Annotated in this window: 22 protein-coding genes, 1 tRNA gene and 3 pseudogenes; 19 read left to right on the top strand and 7 right to left on the bottom strand. The window is 66.2% G+C overall.

Annotated features, from left to right (window positions below; genetic code table 11):
* The first annotated feature begins 139 nt into the window (after positions 1–139).
* Positions 140–736: a ribonuclease FAU-1 family protein gene (locus H2Q94_RS09010; RefSeq protein WP_243793901.1), complete on the top strand. Its 597-nt coding sequence runs from the start codon at positions 140–142 to the stop codon at positions 734–736.
* A 106-nt stretch (positions 737–842) separates the two neighbouring features.
* Positions 843–1,349 (top strand): DUF402 domain-containing protein, encoded by a 507-nt coding sequence (locus H2Q94_RS09005; protein ID WP_243793900.1) that lies wholly within the window; start codon positions 843–845, stop codon positions 1,347–1,349.
* 160 nt (positions 1,350–1,509) lie between these two features.
* Here H2Q94_RS09005 and coaE read toward each other — a convergent pair whose 3' ends face one another.
* Positions 1,510–2,712 carry a dephospho-CoA kinase gene (gene coaE / locus H2Q94_RS09000; RefSeq protein WP_243793899.1) on the bottom strand — a complete coding sequence of 401 codons (1,203 nt, stop codon included), beginning with the start codon at positions 2,710–2,712 and terminating at the stop codon, positions 1,510–1,512.
* A 108-nt stretch (positions 2,713–2,820) separates the two neighbouring features.
* Positions 2,821–4,335: a 30S ribosomal protein S1 gene (gene rpsA / locus H2Q94_RS08995; protein WP_243793898.1), complete on the bottom strand. Its 1,515-nt coding sequence runs from the start codon at positions 4,333–4,335 to the stop codon at positions 2,821–2,823.
* A 522-nt stretch (positions 4,336–4,857) separates the two neighbouring features.
* On the opposite strand from rpsA, the gene H2Q94_RS08990 reads away from it, so the two are divergent.
* The 4 genes from H2Q94_RS08990 to H2Q94_RS08975 all read left to right on the top strand — a co-directional run bounded on the left by H2Q94_RS08990 (position 4,858) and on the right by H2Q94_RS08975 (position 9,589).
* Positions 4,858–5,754 carry a class I SAM-dependent methyltransferase gene (locus H2Q94_RS08990; protein ID WP_243793897.1) on the top strand — a complete coding sequence of 299 codons (897 nt, stop codon included), beginning with the start codon at positions 4,858–4,860 and terminating at the stop codon, positions 5,752–5,754.
* A 149-nt stretch (positions 5,755–5,903) separates the two neighbouring features.
* Positions 5,904–6,854, top strand: coding sequence for a GNAT family N-acetyltransferase (locus H2Q94_RS08985; protein WP_243793896.1), 951 nt, complete (start codon positions 5,904–5,906; stop codon positions 6,852–6,854).
* A 33-nt stretch (positions 6,855–6,887) separates the two neighbouring features.
* On the top strand, positions 6,888–7,523 hold the full coding sequence (locus H2Q94_RS08980; RefSeq protein WP_243793895.1) for an ATP-binding cassette domain-containing protein: 636 nt from the start codon (positions 6,888–6,890) through the stop codon (positions 7,521–7,523).
* The gene (locus H2Q94_RS08975) at positions 7,523–9,589 is read left to right on the top strand and encodes a YhgE/Pip domain-containing protein (RefSeq protein WP_243793894.1); all 2,067 of its coding nucleotides are present in this window, start codon (positions 7,523–7,525) and stop codon (positions 9,587–9,589) included. The genes H2Q94_RS08980 and H2Q94_RS08975 overlap by 1 nt, the downstream gene beginning before the upstream one ends.
* Before the next feature lie 171 nt (positions 9,590–9,760).
* Here H2Q94_RS08975 and H2Q94_RS08970 read toward each other — a convergent pair whose 3' ends face one another.
* On the bottom strand, positions 9,761–10,174 hold the full coding sequence (locus H2Q94_RS08970; protein ID WP_243793893.1) for a VOC family protein: 414 nt from the start codon (positions 10,172–10,174) through the stop codon (positions 9,761–9,763).
* Positions 10,175–10,499: 325 nt separating this feature from the next.
* On the bottom strand, positions 10,500–13,190 hold the full coding sequence (gene polA, locus H2Q94_RS08965; protein WP_243795616.1) for a DNA polymerase I: 2,691 nt from the start codon (positions 13,188–13,190) through the stop codon (positions 10,500–10,502).
* A gap of 105 nt (positions 13,191–13,295) precedes the next feature.
* On the opposite strand from polA, the gene H2Q94_RS08960 reads away from it, so the two are divergent.
* Positions 13,296–13,694, top strand: a complete 399-nt coding sequence (locus tag H2Q94_RS08960; protein ID WP_243795615.1) for a PaaI family thioesterase — start codon at positions 13,296–13,298, stop codon at positions 13,692–13,694.
* On the opposite strand, the gene H2Q94_RS08955 is transcribed toward H2Q94_RS08960, so the two are convergent.
* Entirely contained in the window at positions 13,695–14,306 is a 612-nt protein-coding gene (locus tag H2Q94_RS08955; RefSeq protein WP_243793892.1) for an ANTAR domain-containing response regulator, read from the bottom strand.
* A gap of 225 nt (positions 14,307–14,531) precedes the next feature.
* Here H2Q94_RS08955 and H2Q94_RS08950 point away from each other — a divergent pair.
* The 3 genes from H2Q94_RS08950 (at position 14,532) to H2Q94_RS08940 (ending at position 17,381) form a co-directional block, all read left to right on the top strand.
* A tRNA-Leu gene (locus tag H2Q94_RS08950) sits at positions 14,532–14,605 on the top strand.
* A 98-nt stretch (positions 14,606–14,703) separates the two neighbouring features.
* A complete protein-coding gene (locus H2Q94_RS08945) occupies positions 14,704–15,426 on the top strand; it encodes a hypothetical protein (RefSeq protein ID WP_243793891.1) in 723 nt (240 codons plus the stop codon).
* 1,067 nt (positions 15,427–16,493) lie between these two features.
* Entirely contained in the window at positions 16,494–17,381 is an 888-nt protein-coding gene (locus H2Q94_RS08940; RefSeq protein ID WP_243793890.1) for a DUF2637 domain-containing protein, read from the top strand.
* 67 nt (positions 17,382–17,448) lie between these two features.
* Here the strand turns inward: H2Q94_RS08940 and H2Q94_RS08935 are convergent, their stop codons facing one another.
* Positions 17,449–18,462 carry a DUF4365 domain-containing protein gene (locus H2Q94_RS08935; RefSeq protein ID WP_243793889.1) on the bottom strand — a complete coding sequence of 338 codons (1,014 nt, stop codon included), beginning with the start codon at positions 18,460–18,462 and terminating at the stop codon, positions 17,449–17,451.
* Positions 18,463–19,265: 803 nt separating this feature from the next.
* Here H2Q94_RS08935 and H2Q94_RS08930 point away from each other — a divergent pair.
* The 6 genes and pseudogenes from H2Q94_RS08930 to H2Q94_RS08905 all read left to right on the top strand — a co-directional run bounded on the left by H2Q94_RS08930 (position 19,266) and on the right by H2Q94_RS08905 (position 23,501).
* Complete coding sequence (locus tag H2Q94_RS08930; protein ID WP_243793888.1) at positions 19,266–20,201, top strand: hypothetical protein; 936 nt, start codon at positions 19,266–19,268, stop codon at positions 20,199–20,201.
* A 985-nt stretch (positions 20,202–21,186) separates the two neighbouring features.
* The gene (locus H2Q94_RS08925) at positions 21,187–21,579 is read left to right on the top strand and encodes an SseB family protein (protein ID WP_243793887.1); all 393 of its coding nucleotides are present in this window, start codon (positions 21,187–21,189) and stop codon (positions 21,577–21,579) included.
* A 14-nt stretch (positions 21,580–21,593) separates the two neighbouring features.
* Entirely contained in the window at positions 21,594–21,923 is a 330-nt protein-coding gene (locus tag H2Q94_RS08920) for a hypothetical protein (protein ID WP_243793886.1), read from the top strand.
* Positions 21,916–22,604 (top strand): annotated as a pseudogene (locus H2Q94_RS08915) (putative T7SS-secreted protein). The gene H2Q94_RS08920 and the pseudogene H2Q94_RS08915 overlap by 8 nt, the downstream one beginning before the upstream one ends.
* A gap of 6 nt (positions 22,605–22,610) precedes the next feature.
* Positions 22,611–23,081: a hypothetical protein gene (locus H2Q94_RS08910; protein WP_243793884.1), complete on the top strand. Its 471-nt coding sequence runs from the start codon at positions 22,611–22,613 to the stop codon at positions 23,079–23,081.
* 39 nt (positions 23,082–23,120) lie between these two features.
* Positions 23,121–23,501 carry a hypothetical protein gene (locus H2Q94_RS08905; protein WP_243793883.1) on the top strand — a complete coding sequence of 127 codons (381 nt, stop codon included), beginning with the start codon at positions 23,121–23,123 and terminating at the stop codon, positions 23,499–23,501.
* A gap of 382 nt (positions 23,502–23,883) precedes the next feature.
* Here the strand turns inward: H2Q94_RS08905 and H2Q94_RS30890 are convergent.
* Positions 23,884–24,797 (bottom strand): annotated as a pseudogene (locus H2Q94_RS30890) (transposase).
* Positions 24,798–25,264: 467 nt separating this feature from the next.
* On the opposite strand from H2Q94_RS30890, the pseudogene H2Q94_RS30885 reads away from it, so the two are divergent.
* The 3 genes and pseudogenes from H2Q94_RS30885 to H2Q94_RS08880 form a co-directional block, all read left to right on the top strand.
* Positions 25,265–25,705: pseudogene (locus tag H2Q94_RS30885) on the top strand (putative T7SS-secreted protein); the annotation flags it as partial.
* A 19-nt stretch (positions 25,706–25,724) separates the two neighbouring features.
* Positions 25,725–26,063, top strand: a complete 339-nt coding sequence (locus H2Q94_RS08885; RefSeq protein ID WP_243793880.1) for a hypothetical protein — start codon at positions 25,725–25,727, stop codon at positions 26,061–26,063.
* A gap of 65 nt (positions 26,064–26,128) precedes the next feature.
* Positions 26,129–26,461: a hypothetical protein gene (locus H2Q94_RS08880; RefSeq protein WP_243793879.1), complete on the top strand. Its 333-nt coding sequence runs from the start codon at positions 26,129–26,131 to the stop codon at positions 26,459–26,461.
* Positions 26,462–26,589 lie beyond the last annotated feature (128 nt).

Below are 26,589 nucleotides of genomic sequence, written 5' to 3'. Positions count from 1 at the left end.
AACATGTCCCGGACCGCCCCGAGGCGCACTCTCGGGCGTCGATCCGGACACGCTTCGTGTTCACGAAACGGGCATTGCGGACGTGCCAGGACCTCATCGGACCTGCCGTTCAACGCCCTCGCCGACTTACAGTTTCACCGTGACCACGCAACACGAGATCGCACAGCGCCTCGGACTGCCCGTGCACCCGCCCAAGATCGAATTGTTCGACCTGGACGCCAGGACCAACACCGATCCCAAGAGCATCATCCGCCAAGTCGACGAATACCGGCGGGAACCGTTCGGCCTGTACCTGCGCCGCGCGATGCCAGGTCACCCGAAACTGCGATCGCTGGAATCGTGGCTGCTGCCCGAACACGATCTGCGCATCACTCGCTGGAAGTACCACCCGGGTCATTCCGCCGACTGGGATTTCTACGTAGACATCGCCGGCATCGAACCCGGTCCCGCCCGATGGCGGTCGGTGGATCACTACCTGGACATCCTCGTCGCCGACGGCAGGCACAGCGAACTCCTCGACGTGGACGAGTTCACGCAGGCAGTGCGTGCCGAACTCCTCGACGAGCCCACCGCGGAACGCGCCATGCGATCGGCGTGCGCCGCGCTCGACGGGCTCGCCAGGCACGGGTACCGGCTGCACGACTGGCTCCGCGAACACGGGATCGAGCTGTCCTGGCACGGGCAATCCGCTCACGATCGCGCGATTCGATCTTCGCTTGTACCGCCGAAGCGGTGATGCCACGGATGCGGCTCGAATTGATATCCGGACAGCACGGGAAAGTTACGTTAAAAAACGGTACTGACGATCACTTAACCCCGAAACAGCGCTACTGTCTGAAGCCGTGGGCACCGTAGTCACTCCTCAGCTGGTGGACACCATCGACCTGTTCGCTGCGCAGCGTTCGCATTCTTCGGGCGCCGTAGTGCCGTTGGACCGCTGCCAAGTGGAAAGCTGGGGCCTGTCCATCGAATGCTCCACCCCCGAGGATCCCGCCCACGAAGGCGAGGTCAGCTGGCTGATGCCGGACCTCGGGCTGCGGCTCACCCGTCGCCGTTCACGGCGCAGGCACTCCATGCGCGAGCCCAGCAGCCTCACCGTCGTGCACATCGAACGCGACACCCGATCGTGGACGACCACGGACCTGCTGCTCGGGCTGCAAGTGCCGGACCACGGCTGCGCCCGCATCGTGCAGGCCGAGGAGTTCGCCACCGCCATCTCCGCAGGCATCATCCGGCTCAGCGAGGCCGACTACGCGCTGCGCACCGTGCACCGGACCTTCGAGGAACTGTCCCGGCACCGCGACATCAACCAGTGGCTCGCGTACCGCGGCATCTTCGAACTCTGGTGATCCGCGGCGATGCCGCGATGACGCACCGGAGCTGCCGACCACACCGCTGATCGCGCCTCGGCCCCCGCGGCCAGTTCTCCCGCGGCCAGTTCTCCCGCGGCCAGTTCTCCCGCGGCCAGTTCTCCCGCGGTCAGTTCTCCCGCGGTCAGTTCTCCCGCGGTCAGTTCTCCGGCGGCGCCCACCCCGTGCGCTCAGCCCACTCCTGCGCCCGCGGCAGCGCCTCAAGGAACCAAGGCTCCTTGGCCTCCGCGTACCGCTCGTGATCGGGATCCGAACCGAACCGCTCCGCCAGCTCCCGCTTCACCGCCACGTACCCGGCCCGGGCGTCCGCGTCGGCGCGCAACCAATCGCGGAACAGCAGCGCCACCCGCCACCCCGGCGAGCCGAACACCCGCACGTGCAAGTTCACATAACGCCCGGGATCCGCCGAGGTGTGGAAACGCTTGAGCCACCCCGCCGGGTCGGGGTCGATGATGTCGTGCACGTTGTCGCGCTGAATCCCGTGGTACGCCGGGAATCCGGCCTCGCCCAAGGACTCGGCCACCGCTTCCGCGTCCTCGATCGACCGCACGGCCAGCTGGAGGTCGATGACGTCCTTCGCGGGCAGCCCGGGCACCGAGGTCGAACCGACGTGATCGACCCGAACCCCCTTCTCCCCCGCCGCCCGCAGCACCCTGGCGCTCAGCCGCCGCGCCGCCCGCGGCCACTCCGAATCCGGCTCGACGATCCGCGGTGACAGCGGCGTCGCCCGCCGTCCTGCCCGCACGTTCGCCTCGAACGGGACCAGCCGCTCGGACCACAGCCGGTCCACCTCGGCCACCAGGTCCTCGACCGCACCGGTGTTGTCCAACCACACGTCCGCCGCTTCGCGGCGCTGCTCGTCGGTGGCCTGCGAACGGATCCGCGCCCGCGCGTCCTCGGCGTCCAGGCCGCGACCGGTCAACCGCCGCACCCGCTCGTCCTCCGGGGCGTCCACGATGAGCACCAGGTGGTAGTTCGCCGCGTAATCGTTCTCCACCAGCAGCGGCACGTCGTGCACCACGATCGCGTCCGCAGGGGCCTGCGCCATGCGCTCCACCGTCAACGCGCCGATCTTCGGGTGCGTGATCGCGTTCAGGTCGGCTCGCGCCTGATCGTCGCCGAACACCTTGCGCGCCATCGCCGGGCGATCCAGCGCGCCGTCGGCGGTGAGGATCTCAGGTCCGAACCGCTCGGCGAGTTCCGCCAAACCGGCACTGCCCGGCTGCACCACCTCGCGCGCCAAGACGTCGGCGTCGATGAGCACCGCGCCCAGTTCCACCAGCCGCGCGGCCACCGTCGACTTGCCCGATCCGATCCCGCCGCTGAGCCCCACACGCAACATGCGGCTCATCTTGCCAGCCCTCGAACGCACCACGGCCCCGCACCTGCGAACAGGTGCGGGGCCGTGGGCGTTCATCCGTGCCCGATCAGACCGGGACGGTCATGCGGTTCACGCTCCGCCGGAGAGCTTCTCCCGCAGCGCGGCCAGCTGTGCGTCGCTGGCCAGCGAGCCCGAGTCCTCCTGCTGCTCGGACGAGCCGGAGGAGGAGTAGTTCCCGCCTCCACCGCCCTGGGACGGCGTCTCGGAGGTCGTACCGGCCGCAGCGGCGGCAGCAGCCTCGGCGTCGGCCTCGGCGGCCTTCGCGACCTGCTTCATGTGCTGCTCGTAGCGGGACAGCGCGTCGGCGTACTGGCGCTCCCACTCCTCGCGCTGCGTCTCGTAGCCGTCCTGCCACTCCTGGGTCTCCGGGTCGAAGCCCTCGGGGTAGATGTAGTCGCCGTTGTTGTCGTACTCGGCGGCCATACCGTACTGAGTGGGGTCGAACTCGGAGTCCGGCGTGAAGCCCTCGTTGGCCTGCTTCAGCGACAGCGAGATCCGGCGACGCTCCAGGTCGATGTCGATGACCTTGATCATCACGTCGTCGCCGACCTGAACGACCTGCTCCGGGATCTCCACGTGGCGCTCGGCCAGCTCGGAGATGTGCACCAGGCCCTCGATGCCCTCGTCGACGCGGACGAACGCACCGAACGGCACCAGCTTGGTGACCTTGCCCGGCACGATCTGACCGATCGCGTGGGTCCGGGCGAACTGACGCCACGGGTCTTCCTGCGTCGCCTTCAGCGACAGCGAGACGCGCTCGCGGTCCATCTCGACGTTGAGGACCTCGACCGTGACCTCCTGGCCGACCTCGACGACCTCGCTCGGGTGGTCGATGTGCTTCCAGGACAGCTCGGAAACGTGCACCAGACCGTCGACGCCACCGAGGTCCACGAACGCACCGAAGTTGACGATCGAGGACACGACACCCTTGCGGACCTGGCCGTTCTGCAGCTGGTTGAGGAACTCGCTGCGGACCTCGGACTGGGTCTGCTCCAGCCAGGCACGGCGGGACAGGACCACGTTGTTGCGGTTCTTGTCCAGCTCGATGATCTTGGCTTCGAGCTCGCGGCCGACGTAGGGCTGCAGGTCGCGGACACGGCGCATCTCGACCAGCGACGCGGGCAGGAAGCCGCGCAGGCCGATGTCGAGGATGAGGCCGCCCTTGACGACCTCGATGACGGTGCCCTTGACGGGCTCGTCCTTGTCCTTGAGCTCCTCGATGGTGCCCCAGGCGCGCTCGTACTGGGCGCGCTTCTTGGACAGGATCAGCCGGCCTTCCTTGTCCTCCTTCTGGAGAACGAGGGCCTCGACGAAGTCGCCGACGGTGACGACCTCTGCCGGGTCGACGTCGTGCTTGATGGACAGCTCCCGGGACGGGATGACGCCCTCGGTCTTGTAGCCGATATCAAGCAGCACCTCGTCACGGTCGACCTTGACGATGGTGCCCTCAACGATGTCGCCGTCGTTGAAGTACTTGATGGTTAGGTCGACGGCGGCGAGGAAGTCCTCCTCCGTCCCGACGTCGTTGACCGCGACCTGCGGCTTGGTGGCGGTGGTCGGAACGGTGGTGGTGTCGGTGGACATCAGGTGGGTTGCTCCGGTACGGATAGTTTGTCGGTTGCCTACGGTTCTCCCCCGCTTCGGTCAGCGTCGGAGACGGCTGGACGAAAGTCCCACCACGCATCCGCGCACGACCCGCTGGGGGTTGCACCCTGGATCTTAGCCTCCGGGACCGACACGTCTGCGAGCGGAACCGGCGTAACAGGTCCGGTCCAGTGGCGCACGACTCCCGGTTCCGGTCTCGACGGCTTCCCGTCGACGATCCCCGGTCGGTACGGCCGCCCCGCGTCTGCCGACTCGGCGAGGCCGCACCACAGTCGAACGCTGGACCCCCATCGCTAATCCCGATCGGGGGACGACAACCGGTCGGGTTGCTCGGCTCCGGCGGCGGCGGTCGGCGATTGCCGACCGGCGGAACCGGTCCCGGGTTTTCCCAGCCAGAATGCACGGACACGTTAAGACCCACGGCGCGGGCGGTATCGTACGCGTTCGCGCGATCGCGGAGCAAACCACTTTCCGGCGAAACACCGAACCACAGGACTTCTCATGTCGCACGACCACTCGGCACCCACCGAAATTTCACCCGACTCGGCGACAGGAGAACAGCTGGACGGCGGTTCCGCGCACGCCTCCGCGGAGCGCGCGCTCGGCACGACGGGTGTGAGCAAGCGCACTGCGGGCGCAGTCGAGTCGCGGCAGGCGAGCAGGCTCTGGTGGGACGCGGACGCCGACGACTACCAGGCCGAACACGGCGAGTTCCTGGGCGTCAGCGACTTCGTCTGGTGCCCGGAACGAGTACGCGAAGCCGACGTCCGGCTGCTCGGCGACGTCGCCGGGAAGCGGGTGCTGGAGGTCGGTTCCGGTTCGGCCGCCTGCTCCCGGTGGCTGGCCTCGCAGGGCGCGCAGCCGGTGGCCCTGGACATCTCCGCCGGCATGCTGCGGCACGCGGCGGAGGGGGCGGCGGCCAGCGGCATCGACGTGCCGCTCGTGCAGGCCAGCGCGGACACCCTGCCGTTCGCGGCGAACAGCTTCGACCTGGCGTGCTCGGCGTTCGGCGGGGTGCCGTTCGTGGCCGACTCCGGAGCCGTCTTCAACGAGGTCGCGCGCGTGCTGCGACCGGGCGGACGCTGGGTGTTCGCGGTGACTCACCCGATGCGGTGGATCTTCCCGGACGATCCCGGGCCGGGCGGGCTCACCGTCGTGCAGCCGTACTTCGACCGGTCGCCGTACGTGGAGATCAACGCGTTCGGGGCGGCCACCTACGTGGAGCACCACCGGACGCTCGGCGACTACGTCCGCCAGCTCACCGCCGCGGGCATGCGACTGGTGGATCTGATCGAGCCGGAGTGGCCCGAGGACGCCGACCACACCTGGGGCCAGTGGAGCCGGCTGCGCGGCAGGCTGTTCCCCGGTACGTCCATTTTCTGCTGCACGCTGGACTGATTCCGCGGTTCCCCGATCACCTCGGGAAAATGCGATCCCCGATCGCTGACGTGCACCGGAGCCCTGCCGCTGGGAAATCAGCCGCAGAGATCGCACCGGAGCTGCCAGAATCCGGGACGCCCGGCGGCTCGGAGGAGGGTTCAGCGGTCATGGGTGACGCGCAGGAACTGATGGACCGGCAGTGCGCCCGGTTCGCCGAGCTGGACCGGCAGCTACCGGATCGCTATCTGCTGCCGAAGGGCGATCCGCTGATGGCGCGGTTGCCGAGTGGCGCGACCGTGGCCGGACTGGTCACGCACACGCACGTTCCGCAGGGCTCCACGCAGAGCCTGTGGCAGGCCACCGACACCTTCGAGCTGTTCCCGCTGCTCGGCGATCACCCGCAGGAAGGCATGGACGGCCTGCTGAGCGAGTGGCGGCGTTGGCTGGCCGCGCACGAGGCTCCCGCCGAGGATTCGTCCTGCGTGGTGACCTGGCCGAGCCGGGACGCGCGAGCGACCCGTGCGCTGCTGGACCACGGCTTCGCCCCGCTGTCGTGCTTGGCGATCCGTCCACCGGGACCGCCATCCCAGGTAGATACGGAACTGTCTGGTACCGTAAAGGTGCGCCGCGCCGGACCGGCCGATCTGGACTCCGTGGTCGAGCTCGCACTCGCCGAGCACGCCTACGCCGCCCTGGTCGGCGCATCGGTGCACCGCCCTGACGCAGCCGAGCTCAAACGCATCGCCGCACGTCTCCGGCTCGCCGCGGGCAGCGGCCCCGGAGGCGACCCGGTGTGGCTGGCCGAACAGGACGGCGCACCGATCGCGCTCGCCGAGTGCGGCTGGATCGACCCGGACCGCCAAGCAGGTGGCCACCGGCTCCGATCCGGGCGGTGGGCCTACGTGAACTGCGTGTCAGTGCACGAGAGAGCCCGCGGCGGCGGCGTCGGAAAGCTGCTGATGGCCACGGCGCACGACGAGTTCGCCAACGCCGGCGTTCTCGGCAGCTTCCTGTACTACAACCCGCCCAACCCGCTGTCGTCGGTGTTCTGGCCCCGCCAGGGTTACCGGCCACTATGGACGATGTGGGAGATGCGCCCGGCAACGGCGCTGCGCTGATCTCCCGCCTTCGTGAAGGAGTCGAGACGACGCGTGGAGATCGTCGCTGACGCAGTCGAGGTCAACGGAGCGCACAGTCCCCTGCTCGCGCCCACCTCGCTGCACGTGAGCAGCGGAGACCTGCTGGTGGTGACCGGAGAACCGAACTCCGGGCACACCGCGCTGGCCCTCGCCCTGTCCGGTCGGCTCAAGCCCGGCCGCGGCCGGGTGCTGATCGACGGCGCCGACGATCCGAAGGCGCTGCGGCGCCGGGTCGCGATCGTCGACGGCCCCGACATCACCGAACCCGAACCGAGCGTGCCGGTGCGCACCATGGTCGCCGAGGCGCTGAGCATCGCCGGACGCCGCTCCGGCCGTTCCGCCGTCCGCACCTGGCTCACCGGCCACGACCTCACCGAACACGCCACGACGCGGGTGGAGAACCTGCCCGCGGCCGAGCGGACCCGGCTGCTCGTCGACCTGGCGTGCGCGGTGAAGAACACCGACGCGCTGGTGCTCGACACACCCGACCGCCACGGCGGCGACCCGCACGTCTGGTACCGGCTCGCCCGGCGGGAAGCCCGCAGGCAGCGCGCGGTGCTCGTGCTGTGCTCCCCGCATTCCGCCGACCGGCTCGCCGTTCCCCATGCCCGAGTGGGCGCGGACAACCGCGCCGAAGAAGGTGCCTGATGACCACGTTCCGCCTCGCCTTGACCGAACTGCGCAGGCTGACCTCCGGCAAACTCCCCCGGCTCGCCCTGGTGGCGATCACGCTCGTGCCGCTGCTGTACGGCGCGATGTACCTCTACGCCAACTGGGATCCGTACAACCGGCTCGGTTCGGTGCCCGCCGCCGTGGTGGTCGACGACGAGGGCGCCACCCGCGACGATGGCAGCAAACTCGACGCCGGGGACAAGGTCTACGACGAACTGGAGAACTCCGGCTCGTTCGACTGGGAGCGGACCGGTTCCCAGGACGCCGAACAGGGCGTCGCGCAGGGCAAGTACACGTTCGCGCTGGTGGTGCCGCGTGACTTCTCCGCCGCGCTGATGTCGCCAGGAGATTTCGAGCCGCGGCAGGCGCAACTGCGGCTGGTCACCAACGACACGAACAACTACTTGATCTCCACCATCGCCGACAAGGTCGCGGGCGAGGTCCGCAAAGCCGTCGCCGCCGACGCAGGCACCGAAGCCGCCGATCAGCTGCTGATGGGCTTCGGCACGGTGCACGAAAAGACGATCCAGGCCGCCGACGGCGCGGGCAAGCTCGCCGACGGGGCGGGCGAGCTTCGGGACGGTCTCGGCACCGCCGAGGACGGCACCGCGCAGCTCTCCTCCGGCGCCCACCAGCTGCTCGACGGGCAGCAGGCGCTGCTGGACGGTTCCGGCAGGCTCGTGGACGGCACCGGCCGGCTCAGCTCCGGCGCCGAGCAGCTGCGCGGCGGCCTGCAGCAGTTGCAGGAACGCACCGCGCCGTTGCCGGAGCAGTCGGAGAAGCTCGCCGACGGGGCCGAACAGGTCGCACAGGGCAACGAGAAGCTCGCCGGCACCGCGGGCAGGCTCGGCGACGTCTCGCAGGGCTTCGTCGACGACTTGGAGCAGACCAAGACCCGCATCGCCGAGCAGTTGCGCGCCACGGGAGCCGACGAGGCGACCGTGCAGAAGGTGCTCGACGGGCTCGACGAGCTGAACCAGCCCATCAACGACGCCAACGACAAGGTGCAGGGCCAGATCGGTCAGCTCGACACCCTCGCGGGCGGTGCCCGGCAGGTCGCCGACGGCAACCGCAAGCTCGCCGACTCGACACCCGCGTTGACCGGCGCCATCGGACAGCTCAACGACGGCGCCGGAACTCTCGCCAACGGCGCGGGCGAGCTGGACTCGGGCGCCCGGCAACTGCACCAGGGCGAGCAACAGGCCGTCACCGGCACCACCAAGCTCACCGACGGCGCCGACCGGCTGGCCGACGGCTCCCACCGGCTCGCGAACGGCTCGGGCCAGCTCGTCGACGGATCGCACACCCTGGCCGACGAACTCGGCAAGGGCGCCGAGGACATCCCCAGCCTCGACGACGCCACTAGGGAGAACACCGCGCGCACCATCGGAGACCCGGTGGCCGTGAGCAACGACGCGCAGGTCAAGGCAGGCACCTACGGCGCGGGCCTGGCTCCGTTCTTCATGGGTCTGGCGTTGTGGATCGGCGGGTTCGTGCTGTTCCTGATCATGCGGCCGCTGTCGCAGCGGGCGCTCGCCGCGGGTGTTGCTGCCTGGAAGGTGGCGCTCGGCGGATGGATCCCGGCGGCGGTGGTGGGCATCGCGCAGGCGGTGCTGCTGCACCTCGTCGTCGTGTTCGGCGTGGGCGTGCAGCCGGCCCACCCGTGGCTGACGCTCGGGTTCCTGGTGCTCACCTCGTTCGCGTTCACGTCCGTGGTGCACGCGCTGAACGCGGCGTTCGGGCCGAAGGGCAAGTTCATCGCGCTGATCGTCCTGGTGCTGCAGCTGGTCACCGCAGGCGGCACCTTCCCGTGGCAGACGATCCCCGCACCACTGCACCCGCTGCACCAGCTGTTGCCGCTGAGCTACGTGGTGAGCGCGCTGCGGCACCTGCTCTACGGCGGGCCGGGGCTGGAGACCGCGGGCACTTCCGCGCTGGTGCTGCTCGCCTACCTGGTCGCCGGGCTGGTGCTGAGCACCATCGCCGCGTGGCGGCAACGAGTGTGGACGCCAGGTCGCCTCAAGCCCGAACTGGCGTTGTGATGGGTATTCGTTTCAAAAGCGGCCTGCGCAGGTCGCTGCTCAGCGGCTCCGTCGCTCACAGGGCAGTGATCGTTCTCAAGGCCTCTTGAGCACAAACGGGGCCGTCGAGCGTCACCGCTCGACGGCCCCGTTCTCGTTCCGCGGTGCGGGCGGTGTCAGGCCCGCACGCGATCACTCCGCGTTGGCCGCGGCCTCGGCCTCTTCGTCGTAACGAGCGACCTCGATCAGGTTGCCATCGGGGTCACGCAGGTACAGCGAGGTGATCGGGCCGAAGGTTCCGGTGCGCCCCACCGGGCCTTCCTCGATGCGGACGTCGTTGGCCCGCAGGTGTTCCTGCACCTCGCTGATGGGCTGTTCGGTGACGAAGCACAGGTTGGCCGAGCCCGGCACCGGGTGCGTCGCGGTGGGCTCCACGAGCTCGCTGGCGGCGTGCAGTTTGACGGTCTGCTGCCCGAAGCTCACGGCCCGCCGGTCACCGGGGAAGGTCACCGTGCGCATCCCGAGGATGCGCTCGTAGAACTCAGCCGCCCGATCGACATCGGCCACGGTGAGCACCAAGTGGTCCACTCTGTCGATGTTGATCATTTTCCTCCTCCGGGCTCTCCGTCCCGGGTCTGCCGTACGCGCCACGCGCCGGCTAGTCGACATCCGCTGTTTCGCAAAGTAGGCAGGCTATCCCGGCTATCACCCGAAAGGTCCAACTGGGGGCCTGCGTCGTTCACGTTCCGGACATCTCAGTAGCTGAGACGCTCACGGCGCCACGAAATGATGTTTTTGTGATCCAGCCGCAATCTCCGCAGATCGGAGACCGTTTCCTTGGCATATGCCGACACCCGGTGATCGATCGGACACTCGCCGCACCGGCCGCTGCCTCCGCGTGCGGCCCTCAATGCGGGCGTGTGCGTGCCTCTCAGTGTGCGGCGGAGTCCCAGGAACGGCCCGCGCCGACCGACACTTCCAGCGGCACGTCCAGCGGGTACGCCGCGCCCATCTGCTCGCGCACGATCCGCTCCACCTCCGCACGCTCCCCGTCGACCAACTCGATGATCAACTCGTCGTGCACCTGCAGCAACATCCGCGACCGCAGCCCGGCCTCGCCCAGCGCCTTGTGCGCACCGAGCATCGCGACCTTGATGATGTCGGCCGCGCTGCCTTGAATCGGCGCGTTGAGCGCCATCCGCTCCGCCATCTCGCGGCGCTGCCGGTTGTCGCTGAGCAGGTCCGGCAGGTAGCGGCGGCGCCCCAGGATCGTCGAGGTGTAGCCGTCCTCCCGCGCCTGGGAGACGACTTCGTGCAGGTAGTCCCGCACCCGCCCGAAACGGGCGAAGTAGGCGTCCATCTGCGCCTTCGCATCCTCCGCCGAGATCCGCAGCTGCTGGGCCAGCCCGAACGCGGACAGCCCGTAGGCCAGCCCGTAGGACATGGCTTTCACGCGGCGCCGCAGCTCCTGGTCCACCTCGTCGATCGGCACGCCGAACGCTTGGGACGCAACGAAGTTGTGCAGGTCCTCCCCGGACCGGAACGCCTCGATGAGCCCCTCGTCACCGGACAGGTGGGCCATGATCCGCATTTCGATCTGGCTGTAGTCGGCCGTCAGCAGCTCGGAGTACCCGGAGCCGACGACGAACACCTCCCGGATCCGGCGACCTTCCTCGGTGCGGATCGGGATGTTCTGCAGGTTCGGATCGGTCGAGGACAGCCGCCCGGTGGCCGCGATGGTCTGGTTCAGCGTGGTGTGGATCCGCCCGTCGTCGGCGACGGACTTCACCAGGCCTTCGACGGTCGTCTTGAGCCGCGTCGCGTCGCGGTGCTCCAGCAGGTGCTGCAGGAACGGGTGCTCGGTCTTCTCGTACAGCCCCTGCAGCGCGTCCGCGTCGGTCGTGTAGCCGGTCTTGGTGCGCTTCGTCTTCGGCATGCCCAGTTCGTCGAACAGCACCACTTGGAGCTGCTTCGGCGAACCGAGGTTGATCTCCTTGCCGATGACCTCGTAGGCGTCCTGCGCGGCCTGCTTGACCCGGCCCGCGAAGTGCGCGCCGAGCTCGTCGAGCAGATCGGAGTCCACCGCGATGCCCGCGGCCTCCAGCTCGTCGATCACCGCGAGCAGCGGCAGCTCGAGGTCGGTGAGCAGGCTCCGGCTGTCGATGCGGTCCAGTTCCGCGTCGAGCGCGTCGCCGAGCTCGCCCACGGCGCGGGCCTTGACCAGCTCCGCGTTGGCGGCGTCGGCCTTGTCCTGCTCCTCATCGGCGAGCAGGGACAACTGCCCGTCCCCGCCGTCCTGTTCGGCGCGCAGTTCCCGTTGCAGGTAGCGCACCACCAGGTCGGGCAGGTCGAAGGACCGCTGCCCCGGCCGCACCAAGTAGGCGGCGAGCGCGGTGTCGCTGGTGAGTCCCGACAGCGTCCAGCCCCGGCCCCGCAGGGCGTGCAGCGGGCCTTTGACGTCGTGCGCGGCCTTCGGCAGCGCCGGATCGGCCAGCCACTCCCCCAGCGCCTTCTCGTCCTCCGGACTCAGTTCGGTCACGTCGGCGTAGGTGCCCTCACCGTCGGCGTTCACGAGGGCGATGCCCTGCAGGTCGCCGGCGCCGCTGGTCCAGGTCCCGCTGAACGCCAGCCCGATCCGCCGCCCGTCCCGGGCGTGCCGGTCGAGCCACCCGGCGAGTTCACCCGGCGCGACCGCGCCCCCCGTGACTTCGAAACCCTCTCCCACTTCCGGTTCCGCCGCCGACAGCGTCGAGAACAGCCGGTCGCGCAGCACCCGGAATTCCAAGTCGTCGAACAACTTGTGCACCGCGTCCCGGTCCCACTGGGCCATAGCCAGCTCGTCCGGCGTGACCCCGAGCGGCACCTCGTGCTCCAGCTCGGTCAGTTCGCGGTTGAGCTGCACCGAGGCCAGGTTCGCCCGCAGCGCCTCACCGGCCTTGCCCTTGACCTCGTCGGCGCGGTCGATGAGCCCGGCCAGCGAACCGAACTGCTGAATCCACTTGGTGACGGTCTTCTCCCCGACACCCGGGATCTTCGGGAGGTTGTCCGAGGGATCGCCGCGCAGCGCGGCGAAGTCCGGGTACTGCTCGGGTGAGAGGCCGTACTTGTCCTCGACGGCCTGCGGCGTGAACCGGGTGAGCTCGGAGACGCCCTTCGTCGGGTACAGCACGGTGACCTTGTCGGTGACCAGCTGCAGCGCGTCGCGGTCTCCCGTACAGATGGCGACGGAGAAGCCTTCGCCGGTGGCCTGGGTGGTGAGCGTCGCGATGACGTCGTCGGCCTCGTAGTTGTCCTTGCTCAGCACCGGAACCGACAGCGCGCCGAGCACGTCCTGGATCAGGCTCACCTGCCCCTTGAACTCGTCCGGGCTGGCGCTGCGGTTGGCCTTGTACTCGGTGAACTTCTCGCTGCGGAAGGTCTTGCGGGACACGTCGAACGCGACCGCGAAGTGCGTGGGCTGCTCATCGCGCAACAGGTTGATCAGCATCGAGGTGAAGCCGTAGACCGCATTGGTGTGCTGGCCCGTGCCGGTTTGGAAGTTCTCCTTCGGCAGGGCGTAGAACGCTCGATAGGCCATTGAATGGCCGTCGATCAACAGCAGACGTCGGTCTTCGGAAGCCATCACGTCGCGGGAGTCTAGGCTGACCCACCGACAGCGCGTGCGGCGAGGCACGAGGAGGGGTGGACCGTGACGGCGACCGAGAACGACCAGCCGGTGAGCGACGCGATGGCGAAGGTTCTGAACCCGGAGCCAGGGCAATTGCAGCACCGGATGGGCATCGAATACGTCGAATGGTCACCCGAACGTGTGGTCGCCACGATGCCGGTGGCGGGGAACAAGCAGCCGTACGGACTGCTGCACGGTGGTGCGAACGCCGTGCTGGCGGAGTCGATCGGCTCGGTCGCTTCGGCGCTGCACGCGGGCGAGGGCCGGATCGCGGTGGGCCTGGAACTGTCCTGCACGCACCACCGCTCCGCCACGGAAGGCGTGGTCACCGGCACCGCAACCCCGTTGCACCGGGGCCGCAGCACCGCGACCTACGACATCGTGATCAACGATGCACAGGGCAGGCGCACCTGCACGGCACGCCTGACCTGCGTCATCCGCGACCAGCCCGCGGGCTGATCACTCCAGGTTCTCGAGCACCGCCTGGGCCACGGCCTTCATCGTGGTCCGGCGGTCCATCGCGGTCCGCTGCAACCAGCGGAACGACTCGGGCTCGGAGAGGTTGTGCTTGCTCATGAGCAGACCCTTGGCGCGTTCGATCGTCTTGCGCGCCTCGAGCCGCTCGGTGAGGTCGGCGACTTCCGCCTCCAACGCCTGCACCTCGGTGAACCGGGACACCGCGAGCTCCACCGCGGGCACCAGGTCGCGCTTCGCGAACGGCTTGACCAAGTAGGCCATCGCCCCCGCGTCCCGCGCACGCTCCACCAGGTCGCGCTGGCTGAAAGCGGTGAGGATCACCACGGGCGCGATGCGCTCGCCCGCGATGTTCGAAGCAGCTTCGATGCCGTCCATCTTCGGCATCTTGATGTCCAGGATCACCAGGTCAGGCCGCAGCTCCTCGGCCAGCCGCACGGCTTCTTGCCCGTCCCCGGCCTCACCGACGACCTGGTATCCCTCTTCTTTGAGCATCTCAACCAGATCGAGCCTGATCAACGCCTCGTCCTCGGCCACGAGTACGCGACGTTCGACGGGCTTGGCCTCGCCTGGGTCCTCGGCAGCCGGCGTGGTCACCGGGTCCTCCTGGGGTAGTTCTGACACGGTCCAGTGCGGTCCCGCACCGGGGAAATTCAGCTTACCGGCCAGCCGCTCGCCCTGAGATGACCAGGGAGGGTGACCATCCTGACACCGGTTTCCAACACGTCACACCAGCACTACCAGCAGGCTTCGCCCCAGCACCGCCACCGCACCCCCACCCGCGCACGGTGATCACCACTCCCGTAAGCTGTCTCTCGCCTAGCCCCCGTAGCCCAATCGGCAGAGGCGGCGGACTCAAAATCCGTACAGTGTCAGTTCGACTCTGACCGGGGGCACGTACAGCATCGTCACAGCGCTGTTCCGGCCGTGAGCTGCGACTATCGGCACGGTTCACCATCGCTCGTCGGCGGCGCGCCCAGGCTGGTGACCTGGGATGACCACTACCCGCGACACTGTCCTGCGTTCGTTGACAGTGATCATTGGAACTGTCGTCGCACTGACATTCCTGTTCGGATTCGGCAACGTCCTTGGCCTGGGCCTGAGGCTCGGAGTGCCGCCGTACGTGGCACCACTGGTTGCGCCCGCCGTCGATCTGTCCGTTCTTGGCTTGCTGGTCGGTACCCGGCACTTGGCCCTCCACGGAGCAACCCCGGACCAACTGCGTCCCGCCCAACGTTTGTTGATGTTTGCCAGCATTGTCACTCTGGCCCTAAACGTGGCCGAACCAGTGTGCGCTGGCCAGTTCGGCAAAGCCGCCTTCGACGCAGTCGGACCACTGTTGCTCATTGGGTGGGCAGAGGTCGGCCCCAACGTGCTGCAGGCGATCCACGAGATCTCCGAGCACCCTCAGCATGACCAGCCCTTCGATGCTGAATCGCAATCAGCAGTGCAACCAACGCGCCCTTCTCACGAGAACGGCCCTACTGATCACAACAACGACGGCACCGTCGCCATACTCTCAGAGACCGAAGATGCGGGCGGCCCGCTCCTGGCTGCGGCCTGCCGTTTGGACATCGAGCACTGGGCGAAACACCAGCGACCGATCTCCGCCGAAGCCCTCCGACGCGAACTTCGCATCGGCGCTGAACCTGCGCGCAAGCTGACTCGCAACGTTCGAAGTCGCTACCAACCGACCACGCTACCCACCCCCGTCTAACTGGCGTCCACACAGATGCATCCGAACCGGCATGAAGGTAACCAGATGATCGAAGCCCTTCGCCAGGTATCTTTTGCCAGGTCGCCCCATACCGCGCCGTGCGCACTCGGCTGGCAATGAACACAAACTTATGCCTCGAACTCCACCCCACTACTGGGGGTCAAGGGGTCGTGGGTTCGAATCCCGCCGTCCCGACGGTCGCGAGAGCCCGCTGATCTAGCACGAAAGTGCAGGTCAGCGGGCTTTTCGATGTTGCGGTGTCGATCTCGTAGTGGATCTCCCCGGACCGGCTGTGCCGATTTTTGGGAGGATTTTGGGAGGATTTCGTCCGCGCCCGCGAAATGGGGGCGCGCAGTGGGAGGATTCCGTGGTCACCCAGTCAGGTGATCTTCACAACAACGCCCACACTCACCTACGCCGCCGCACTGCGAACCGAGAGCACATGAACCCGACGACCAAGCTCCACGCCTGCCCGCGATCCGGAGTGAATGAAAACCAGCCCTGCCAGAGATAAACCACCAGGTCAAGAAGTGTCGGCCCCGCGCACGCGGGGATAGTTCCTGGATTTCGGTCCCTGTTTCCGAAGGAAACGTGTCGGCCCCGCGCACGCGAGGAAGGTTCCGCGTCGGGCACCACTGCAAAAACGAACGCTCAACCCTGAGATCTCAGACGCACTTCGCGTATCGCTTAGAGGACCACGGGCTAACGTGCCGGCTCACGGGACCATCAGCTCGGTCGGCGAATGACCTCTACCGTGTCAAGGTAGCGCCCGCTGGTTCACGACCAGCACCTTCGCACTCCGCCGCAGGTCAGCGGTTCTCCTTCCTCACCGTTCCGACGGGTTCCGACGCGTTGCCGCGGGTTCCCGTCGCCACGAAATCGCCATTTGATCTTGGAGGAGGGCCCTTGGTTTCTCGCCTGAGCCACCCCCGATCGTCGGGAGAAGCGCGCCTGTTTAGGATCGGCGCCTGCCTGGAAGCGGCTGCAGAAACCGCGCACCAACGCCCGCACGAGCGCCGCGTCAGATTGCGCGCCCGCCAGGGAAAGCTCCGTGTGGGTGACACCTGATGAACAGCACGCCATCCATATCGAGCCCTGCCACCGATCGATCACTGCATCTGCAGTGCGCGTGCACGCTGCTGGTGGCCTTGGGCGCTGCATACGTCTCCTACCGGCACGGCCGCGAGTTCGCTCTGCGGTTCGGAGCCGACGAGACCACCGCCACGATCTGGCCGCTCATTGTCGATGGGTTGCTGACGATGGCGACAATCGAACTGTGGAAGGCTGGTCACCGGTATCACGCAACCGGGAAGTGGAAGGCATGGCTGTCGTTCACCTTCGGCATCGGGCTCTCGCTGTGCGCCAACATCGCCTCCGCCCCCGAATTGAACGCATTCTCCATAGCCGTGGCCGCCTGTCCACCGCTGGCGCTGCTGCTGTCGGTCGAACTGCTCAACCAGGCACTCAAGCGGCGCCGCGCGGAGACAGCGAATGGGATCATTCCCGAGGCCGAAGAGCCCAACGCAGCACAGCCGGAATCGGCCGCCCCGGACGGAGCCAGCCAGACACTGGAGACTCCCGAGGAGGCTGAGGATGTGCCAGCGTTACGCACCGTCGTGAATAACGCGCCTGGTCACAGCGCCAACGCCACCGACGCTGACTCAGCGGTATCGCACGGCGAGGACGCTGATTCCCTGTGCGAAGAGGCATGCCGGCTCGACGCCGAACACTGGAATCTCTACCAACGCCCGATCTCCGCCGACACCCTCCGCCGAAAGCTCAGCATCGGCTCGAAACGAGCCCGCGTCCTCACCCGCCACATCCGCCTGCACCGCCAACCCGGAACGGTCTGGCAGCAGCGGAATGAGCAGTGGAGCCGCGGGTGGGCTGCCCAATCCTTGGACAGCCCACCCCAGGCCGGAACCAGTCACTGCTGCGGGCGGCTGGGCACCTGAGCCGTGGAGAGATCCGATCTGCGTTGGCGCCGATCGCGGCCGGTTCCGGGGCTCGTGACCCGGACCACTATGCCTTGCTTGAGTCGATCGTAGTCGGCTCGCCCGCAAGATCGGCAAGCATCGCTGGCAGACACTCTTCCTCTTCCCCGAGCATGCCCTGGCAGTCTTGCCCTATCGGACGCCAGGTTTCGAAAGGCACGCTGCGCACGAACAGAGAATCAGTGATTTGGCGACCAACCGTGTCGTGATCGACGTGGACCCGCAGACGCGCACCACACGCGCCGAGGCCGATCAACAGGTATTCCGTGGCCAGCGACGGGAATCCGCCCAAGCACACCAGGGGCCGACAGTCCGTTCCCAGCACGGCCGCGGCAACGTCGATGATCCCCAGGTTTTCGCAGACAAAGACGGTCGTACCGGGCGGCACGCTCCACAGCCCTCGATCGTCCATGCTCAGCGTGATCGGCGTGTGAGCACCTGCCAACAGATGTACGGCCGGAGCCTCGCCGATCAGAGGCAGGCCGAAGGCGTGGACCGCCGCACGCAGGTTCGTGTCCGCCCCTCGGGCGAACAGGGTCCAGAGCTGCTCTGTCGGAGGTACGGGCACACTGGCCGCAGTACAGGTCGCAAGCGCATGCAGCGCACGAGATCGGCTGGTACCGCGCTGCGGCACCCACTGCTCAGCCACCGCACGTAGCGTGGCCGAGGCCGCTGCGTCAAGAGGCTGACTTTCGGGCACGTCGATTCTGAAGCCTGCTGGGGTCCATGCGGCGGTGCGATCGTTGACGTGCTGCCAGTACGCTGTGCGGCGCGTGGGGTCGTAGAGGACCACTACGACCGGTATCGGATACTCAAGCCACCTCATCAGATGACGCTTTTCCCCGTACAGGGGCCATCTTCCGTCCCGGTGCAATCGGTCCAGGCGGGCATCGCCGCACTTGATCTGCAAGGCGATCAGTCGACTCGTCGGCTGGTCCTCGTCAGCGACCTCGATGATCGCGTCGATTCCCCAGTCGGACTCGTGCTGTTCGCGGAACTTCCAACCAAGCTCGCCGACGACCAGCAGCGCAACCCCGTGCACGCCTACCCGACCCACCCTGTCGGAACTCGGTCCCATACCCGCACCCTACCGATCAGGCATGGCTAGTCCTGGCCGAAAGCCAAAACGCCGGTCGGCCCGTAGACCGCCAAGCCACCTGACGTCGCCACTCCCGAATGGTGGCCGACACGGCGGAAGCACGTTTCGCCCTTGCGAGGCGATGCTGCTTTCATTCTGAGATGGATGTCGCATCTTTCACTGTGTCGGTTGTTTCGGGCCTTGTCGCACTCGCGGCACTTTGGTACGCGCGGAGCTCCGCAACAGCGTCCGGCCGTTCGGCGACGGCAGCCGAGCGTTCGGCCGGCGCCGCCGAAGGCTCTGAGCGATCTGCCGGTCGCTCGGCTGATGCGGCTGAAGAAGCTTTGGCGTTCCAACGTGAGGGCGAACGGCGTGCTGCTGTGGCCGAGGAACGTAGCCGAGTGGTGTGGTCGTTCGACCATTTCCAGAGGTCGGCGTACGTTCTCCGCAACGCGGGGACACACACCGCGTACTCGGTACGCGTTGACGTCGGTGAGATGCTCGCTCGCGGCACGACAAATTTTGAGTCGTTCGATGCTGGGCACCTGGAGAAGTACATTCTGTCGCGGCCCCTGGGGATGTCGACAGACATGGTCTCGATCACATGGCATCAGGATCCTGACTGCCAGGACGAGCCCAGGACGGAGCGATTCCCAGTGCTTTAAGTCGTCTCGTCGAAGTAGCACAGCCCGCACATCGCGGGCACGACCCGTTACGATCCGCTGCATGCTTCGAGGACGGTCACGTTGAGCCCATGGCTTCCGACGGTGCTCTCGCTGGTAACCGGTGTCATAACGGCGACGGGGGCCTTATTAGGTGTGCAGCTCACCGTGAAAGGCAACGATCGCGCTACCGGTCAACGCGACCTCGCCTCTCAACGCGATGTTGATCAACGCGAGTTATCGGCTCGCCGCGAAGAGTGGTGGCGACGCTTTACCTGGGCAGCAGACCTGACGATGGACGAGTCGGCAACAAAGCGCTCGATTGGCCTCCAGCTAGTGAAGAAGCTGACTGAATCGGAGCTAGCAGGTAAAGACGAATACGTGTTGTTGGAAAGCCTCACTGAGCAACTCGGCGACTTGGGGCGACGAGATGAGGCCGCCGAGGTGACTCAACAAAAGGCATTGCTTCACCGCAGCCTCGCCGACAGGCGCGGCGATGTCTCATGGGGCACCCCCCGGCGAAGGCACGCCCTCTGTCTCGCGGCCGAAATAGCGAACTCTTCGGTCTTATCGAGCGAGCATCGGATTGCGGCGTTTGACGTGATGCGTGCCGTGCTTAACGAGGCCGGTGAGCGTACCGGGGCGGACAGAGCTCGGTGGGAGCAGCGTTCCGCGGGTGACGGGGAACTAGTACTGCTGCCCGATTTCGAGCCTGCTCAACTCCAGGTAATCGACAACTACGTCCGAGAGCTGAGCAACGTTCTCGCCCGGCACAACGAGGGCCTCCTATCAACCAACCGCATGCAAGTACGCCTGGCGATGCACTACGGCGTGGTGGTGCCGACTAACAACGGGTACGAGGGGCCAGCCCTCGTCGACACATTTCGCCTGCTCGCTGCGACCCCGCTCCGGGAAGCGATGGTCGCAGCGTCGAATGCCAACCTTGGTGTGATCTCCACCAGGCGCTCTACGAGAAGGCGTACGATCATAGGCTCACGGTGCTGGGGCAAGACAACCGGCGTCGAGTGTCCGTCCACGTGAAGAACTTCTCTGCCACCGCATGGGTCTGTGTGCTGGGAGATTCCGGGCCAGCGGGCGCATCCTCCACAGCCCTACCGCAGGATCTGTAAGGCAACAGCCAGAACGAACGCCAAGTCACCTCGGTGGTGGCTGTCCGAGGCGCAGGGTCGACCGTGAACTCGCCCCGAAAGCCACCGCGCGGCCCGATGTATTCGTCCATGGACGCGGCAGCCTGGAAACGATGTGCGCCCGACGGCTATCGGGCCTTCAATAGGCCAGCGGAGCAGGAACTTTCCCAGCGCGTCGTCGATGAGGCGTCCGCGGAAGGCCGTTGGCCTTGCGGGATTGCTGCCGTTGATGGGAGTCGGGCAAGGTCGTGGACGGCGACCGTCGTGCCGGGCAGCACCGGTGAGAATCAGGCGCACTTGCCTGAGATCTAACAAACCGAGGTGGGTCCAGGGACTTGATCAGACAGGTCACCGACCACGTCGTCGACGAACTCAAGGTCTGGCAGACCCGGCTACTGGATCGCGTGTCCCGATCGTGCTCATCGACGCGATCCACGTGAAGATCCGGGAAGGCCAGGTCACCAACCGGCCAATCTACGTCGTGGTGTCGGCATCAACTGCGCTCGAAGCCAGCCGTGGACTTACGGGACACGTAGCCGGTGGTGGGCGGCCACAGGACACCTGGCGCGTTCCACCATCTTCTTCTATTCGAGTAAGGGAGTTCGTTGTCGACCGTCGCGAACGAACTTTCGGCTGGTGGTGGTGCCGTGCCGCAGCGGCGCCGCTGGTCCTTCCGAGTGGCGTTCTGGATCACTTCTGAATCGACCCACTCCAGATCACCAGGTATGTGACAATCGCTCACCGATCGACGACTTCGAAGCTGGCATGTACTGGGGAGTAATAGGGCATGTTGCGGAACACGGACTGCGGCCACGCTCTGGCGGTGCTGATGGCGGGCAGAACCCACCAAGAGCCAACCGGTCATCCGTGGCGCTCGGATGCGTGATGTCGGCATGGACTTAGATGAGCCTTCGATTGTCCGCATCGCAGGCGCTGTCCGATCGCTACGGAGCAAAGCGGCCGAGTTCGATGCCGCCTTCGCCCAGGCCACCGTGTACGCGCAGCGTAGCCGCAGCCAGCGTCCTGGGGTAATCGTTTCGATGCTCCCAGACAACAGCCAGTGGGTGCTTGCCTTCTCGACCATGGAACGACTCGCCGCCTTCCACAAGGACGTCCCATGGATGTGCACTACAGGGGAAGACCTGCTGGAACAGCTTCCGCCCGCCATCGGCGTGCTCTTCGACGTCGGCGAGGAGCACGGCTTACCGCTGATACCACAGCCGAACGGGGCAGCCCGATTCGCCAGCGCACCGGCGCACGTGGGTGAGTAAGGAGATCAACGCCCATGCCAGACGGCTTTCAAGTCGATCTGACCGCCCTGGACCAGACCGGCCAAGCGATCTCGCAGACCATCGAAGACATGGGATCTAAGCCGCTTGGCGACATCGACGGCCCCAGCGGCGACTACGGTCACGCCGGCGTCCACGCCTCGTTCAAGCACTTCTGCGATCGCTGGGAAAAGGCCCTCAACACGCTCATCGACGACGGCGACACTCTCGTGCAAGCCCTCAATGCCTCGATGGATTCCTACGTAGAAGCCGATCACGCTGCCGTGCAATCGATGCGCTCTGTCGGTGCGGGCTCCGATCCTGCTCAGGACGCGGCCGATGGCTGAGCTCGGCCAGACCCACGACCCCAGACAACTGATCCCGGGCGACCCCGCGGCGATTGACCGAGACGTTCACGCTCTTCGCGCTCGAGGCAGTGCACTTGACCGAGCTGGCACAGGTCTTAAGGAGATCGACAGCGGTGCATGGCAGGGTGCCGCGGCGATGCTTTTCGAGATCGTTTCTCCTACGAGCCACCCCGCTGGCTTCAAGGTGCTGACGCCTTCGAAACCACGGCGGCCGCACTTTCGGCATACGCCAACACGCTCCGCTGGGCACACGACCAAGCAGCCGAGGCAATCACATTATGGGACGAAGGCGAGGCTGCGACAGCTCAAGCCAGGAAGGCCCACGACCAGGCCAAAGCTGAAGCAGAAGCCCAAAACGGTCATCCAGAGGTTCCGCCGTTTGCCGATCCCGGCGAAGCTAAACGAGAGGCCGCTCGGAATCTCCTGAATCGAGCGCGCCTACAGCTCACCGAGGCCGGCGACCGCGCCACGGCGACCATCGCCAAAGAAGCAGACGGTGCACCCGAGAAATCCGGGTGGGAGGCGTTCTTGAGCAACGCTGAAGACGCCGGTGAGTTCCTCGGTGACGTCGGCCTGGGGCTCTGGGACGGACTCAGCGGCACAGGCGAATTCCTCTGGCAACTCAGCCCCCACCACCTCGCCGATAACCCTGACCACTAATCCCAGATGTGGAACAGCGTCACCAAAGCGGCTTCCTTCGCTGCAGACAACCCGGTCGAGTTCGGCAAGCAAATGGTCAACTGGGACCAGTGGAGCAAAGAGCCCGGCCGAGCGCTCGGCAACACCGCCTTTGGCTTCATCCCCGCTGCCGGAGTGGCATCCAAGCTCCGGAAACTCGACAAAGTGTCGGACGCCGTACCGGACGCGCCCAACGTCAAGCCAAATCTGCACGACTACTTCGGTGACGGGCCAACGCCCAAGGCCAGCGAACTGGCCGACTGGGCCGAAGCACAGGGCTGGAACAAGACTCAAACCTCCAACGGGCGGCCCGCCAAGTACGTCGACGAGAATGGCATCAACCGGCTCACCCTCAAGCACGGCAGCCCACGCGCACCAGGTAGCGAGGCGCCCCACATTGAAATCAGAGACCAGAACGGCCAACGAACCGACCCCCCACGGCAACCCCGTGACCCGTAGAAGCACCGGAAATCACACCCCCATCGAATGGGATTGGTAATGACCAAGCACTACTCAGACGTCGCAGACCTGGCAGCAGTCTACCTCGAAGACAGTTTCGTCCTCGACATCGTCAAGGAGCCGGGGCAGATCAAGTTCCGGGTCGAAGCCGTGCTCACCGAGCAGCACCCCCAGTACAGCGCCCCCAAGTCAGGTGAGCAGTACTGCTACGCCGACGCGTGGTTGACCTTTCCCGATGTCAGCGACATCGAATGGCAACAGCGCTCAGCACAAGCCTTCACCGACGCCAGCGACGAAGAGGACCTCGGCAACATCGACTACCTCGAACGCGATGGTGAACACTGGAGCATTGGAGGCGACTGGGGCGAAGCCCACATCCACACCAACGTCGACCCGGTACTCACCATTGGCAACCTGTGATCCCAGAAGGCCCGGTTACTGAGCACCTTCGAACGCAACGGCCTCGTCGGAGAAGAATTTCGACGCTAATCCCCTTTCGATGACGATTCCAGGTTCGCATCCTCGAACACCGGGTCCCGTGCGTTCTGGCCAAGTTCCATGCTGGCCCGAAACACCGCTACAAGCCTGCTTCGGCAACCAGGAGCCGGCTTCCAGTATCCTCCCGCGTTACTCGCTCCGAACTCACGCGGGCGGAACCTGTTGACGACTGGCGGGAATGAGAGCTGCGAAACTGAGAACCAGCTGCGGGCGGATGCAGTGAACCCAGTTAAATTTCAAGCTATTTCTACGCCGGCATGAAGGGGCCTGTCTGATTTTTCGTGGGTGGGGCGGTGGTCGGTTTCTAGTTGAGGCTGATCCGGTCGCCGTAGAACATCACGAGGGTGTTCAGGGCCTGTTTCCAGCCGTGCGTTCGCCCGGTGACGTTACTGCGGTTGCGCTGCGGGGTGCGAATGACCAGGTAGAGCACCTTGAGCGCGGCTTGCTCGGACGGGAAATGCCCGCGCCGGCAGGTGGCCTGACGGAACCGGGCGTTGAGACTCTCTACGGCGTTCGTGGTGTAGATGATCTTGCGGATATCCGGAGGGAACGCCAAAAACGGGGTGAACTGCTCCCACGACGAACGCCACAACCGGATGATCGCCGGATATTTCGCGCCCCAGGTCTGCTCGAACTCGTCGAACCGGTCCTGGGCGGCCTCGACGGTCGGGGCGGTGTAGACCGTGCGCAGTGCTTTCGTGATCGCACCCCAATGGCCTCGGGCGGCATAACGCGAGCTGGCACGGACCAGGTGCACCACGCATTCCTGCACCGTGGCCAGCGGTCTGATAGATCTCAGCCAAGTGCGCCTGGATCTCACCGGTGGTCAAGCCCTGGGCATACAACGAGATCACAGCCTCGTCGAAACCGGCGATGCGGCGAGCGTGCTTGGGCACGATCTGCGGGCTCGAACTCACACCGCCGATCTCGCGGGACCTCGATCGGCACCGACCCCACCTCGGTATGCACCGTTTTCGCCGAGCTGCCATTACGGTGATTACCAGCTCCGCGGTCGACGGGACCGCCCTTGTCATCGCCGAGGTGTTAGGTCGTCTCGGCTTCCAGCGCGGTCTGCAACACCGTCCGGGTGACCGCGGCCAGCAGCCCGTCCGGGCCCACCAGGGACACCCCCTCAGCTTGGGCCCGCTCGATCAACTCCCTGGCCAGCTGCGCATCCAACCCGCCCGAAGCGGGCAGGTCCTCGTCGTCATCCTGCAGTGCTGGCGTGTCGCCGTCGGTCACGATGATCCCCTTCCAGCCGAAAGCGGACGCTTCCAGCCTGTCGGATCACCGCCCCCGCACACAAAGAGCAGGACACTTCCAGTGCTGCTGCAACGTTTGGGTGACGCGATCGGGTTCGACCTCGTGATCACGTCTGGCCTGCTTGACTTGTGCGACGTAGTGCAATCATATGCTGAGAACGGAGCCGCATGGGGACGGGTTTAGCGTCGATCTGCCTGACTTGTAGAGGACCGTCGATTGTGTAGCGGAGGCGATCGACTCGATGATCAAACGTTGGGTCAGTGAAATTGGCTGTCCACGCCCTGCCTTCGATCATGACTGCTCGACCGATGCTGTCGGAGAGTTTTGCGATCAGGCAAAGCTGGTAAGGCACGAACCTGATCTAAGGCGTCAGATAGATTTCGGCCCGGTTAACGCAGTGTGCGCAGGTCTACCGCAGACTGATGAGGCCGCTCAGACAGAGCTGGAGAGCATTCAGCTGCGCCAGGGGAAGGGGATCCCGCAGCGTGGTGATGGCGACCGAACTCGGAACGACCAGCGATCCAAAAGTCCTTATCCGAGGAGATTCCCCTGCAGTTCATGCCCCAGCGGTGTCGATGACCGCCTATCGTGACGCTCTGCAGGAAGCTGGCGAAGGGCTCCAGCGGATCGACAGCTCCGAAGGCTGGAGAGGGGAAACAGCTAACCAGTTTCGCTGCGCTTTCGACGGCGAACCACTCAAGTGGTTGAAAGCCGCCGATGCCCTCCACTTCGCAGCTCATGCACTCGACTGGCTCTGTGGCGTGCTGGACTGGGCGCAGAACCGGGCAGCCGAAGCGATCCGGAAGTGTGAGGAAGGAGCTGCCACCACAGGGCAGGCCCGTGCGAAACACGCGCGAGCGGTCGAGCGCGCTCAGCTGAACAATGGGCTTCCTGCCCGGGCTGGTATCAACTCTGCTCATCGAAGCCGGGGTAGACCTGGACCTCCCCGCAATCGACATAAACGACCCGGAGCACACTGCCGCCCTGTTCGGCAACAACCCGCACCGGCCCGGCCAGCGGCTGTACCGGTCCCGCGACTTTGGCTGGTGGCTGCCGGACGGCAAGGTCGAGTTCCAGGGTCGTCGCGACACGAAGGTCAAGATCCGCGAGTTCCACATCGAGATCGGAAAGATCGAGAACCAGCTCCTGCGTGTGGCGGGGGCGCGCGACGGTGCAGTGGTGACCAAGAACGCCAGCAGCAAGAACCTGGTCGGATTCTAGACCGACCCCGACCAGCTTCCGCGGACGAGTTCAAGCGGTTCCTGCGGCGCAGCATGCCGCAGTGCATGGTTCCCGAGCACTTTCACCACTGCGAGGCGCTGCCGCTGACCGGCAACGGCAAGACCGATAAGAAGGCGCTGACCATGGGTGGGTTGCGCACCAAGCAGCGCCGCTCGGCGATCATCACCCACCCGAAGACCGGCGAACGGGCCTGGTTCAACCAGGGCGCATTCCTCAACAAGTGGACGATCGACGTCGAGGTCCGCGACTACCTGCTGATGGAGTTCGGCCCGGACGGGCTGCCGTTCAACAGCCGCTACGGCAGCGATGACGTGATCGCGCTGCTCAACAAGGTCTACGAGGGCACACGCGCCGGGATCCGTAGCAGGCCGACCTGATGCTGGTCGACAACATCGCGCAGGCGCACAACCGCGAGCCCTACGAGGGCGCGCGAGGTGCTGGTGGCGATGGGTGAGCCGGTCCGCCTGGCGGACTGCGCGCCCACGGTGCCGACGTTCTGATCACA

It is taken from the genome of Saccharopolyspora gloriosae (genome assembly GCF_022828475.1).
GTDB lineage: Bacteria > Actinomycetota > Actinomycetes > Mycobacteriales > Pseudonocardiaceae > Saccharopolyspora_C > Saccharopolyspora_C gloriosae_A.
This window is presented reverse-complemented; position numbering and strand designations above follow the sequence as displayed.

Bases quoted from the DNA above. Each gene is read 5' to 3' on its own strand.
- polA (WP_243795616.1), bottom strand. From the start codon at position 13,190: ATGGCTTCCGAAGACCGACGTCTGCTGTTGATCGACGGCCATTCAATG.
- H2Q94_RS08970 (WP_243793893.1), bottom strand. From the start codon at position 10,174: ATGATCAACATCGACAGAGTGGACCACTTGGTGCTCACCGTGGCCGAT.
- H2Q94_RS08925 (WP_243793887.1), top strand. From the start codon at position 21,187: ATGCGTGATGTCGGCATGGACTTAGATGAGCCTTCGATTGTCCGCATC.
- H2Q94_RS08910 (WP_243793884.1), top strand. From the start codon at position 22,611: ATGTGGAACAGCGTCACCAAAGCGGCTTCCTTCGCTGCAGACAACCCG.
- H2Q94_RS08920 (WP_243793886.1), top strand. From the start codon at position 21,594: ATGCCAGACGGCTTTCAAGTCGATCTGACCGCCCTGGACCAGACCGGC.
- H2Q94_RS08945 (WP_243793891.1), top strand. From the start codon at position 14,704: ATGACCACTACCCGCGACACTGTCCTGCGTTCGTTGACAGTGATCATT.
- H2Q94_RS08960 (WP_243795615.1), top strand. From the start codon at position 13,296: ATGGCGAAGGTTCTGAACCCGGAGCCAGGGCAATTGCAGCACCGGATG.
- coaE (WP_243793899.1), bottom strand. From the start codon at position 2,712: ATGTTGCGTGTGGGGCTCAGCGGCGGGATCGGATCGGGCAAGTCGACG.
- H2Q94_RS08885 (WP_243793880.1), top strand. From the start codon at position 25,725: ATGGGCTTCCTGCCCGGGCTGGTATCAACTCTGCTCATCGAAGCCGGG.
- H2Q94_RS08880 (WP_243793879.1), top strand. From the start codon at position 26,129: ATGGTTCCCGAGCACTTTCACCACTGCGAGGCGCTGCCGCTGACCGGC.
- rpsA (WP_243793898.1), bottom strand. From the start codon at position 4,335: ATGTCCACCGACACCACCACCGTTCCGACCACCGCCACCAAGCCGCAG.
- H2Q94_RS08985 (WP_243793896.1), top strand. From the start codon at position 5,904: ATGGGTGACGCGCAGGAACTGATGGACCGGCAGTGCGCCCGGTTCGCC.
- H2Q94_RS08905 (WP_243793883.1), top strand. From the start codon at position 23,121: ATGACCAAGCACTACTCAGACGTCGCAGACCTGGCAGCAGTCTACCTC.
- H2Q94_RS08975 (WP_243793894.1), top strand. From the start codon at position 7,523: ATGACCACGTTCCGCCTCGCCTTGACCGAACTGCGCAGGCTGACCTCC.
- H2Q94_RS08990 (WP_243793897.1), top strand. From the start codon at position 4,858: ATGTCGCACGACCACTCGGCACCCACCGAAATTTCACCCGACTCGGCG.
- H2Q94_RS08940 (WP_243793890.1), top strand. From the start codon at position 16,494: ATGAACAGCACGCCATCCATATCGAGCCCTGCCACCGATCGATCACTG.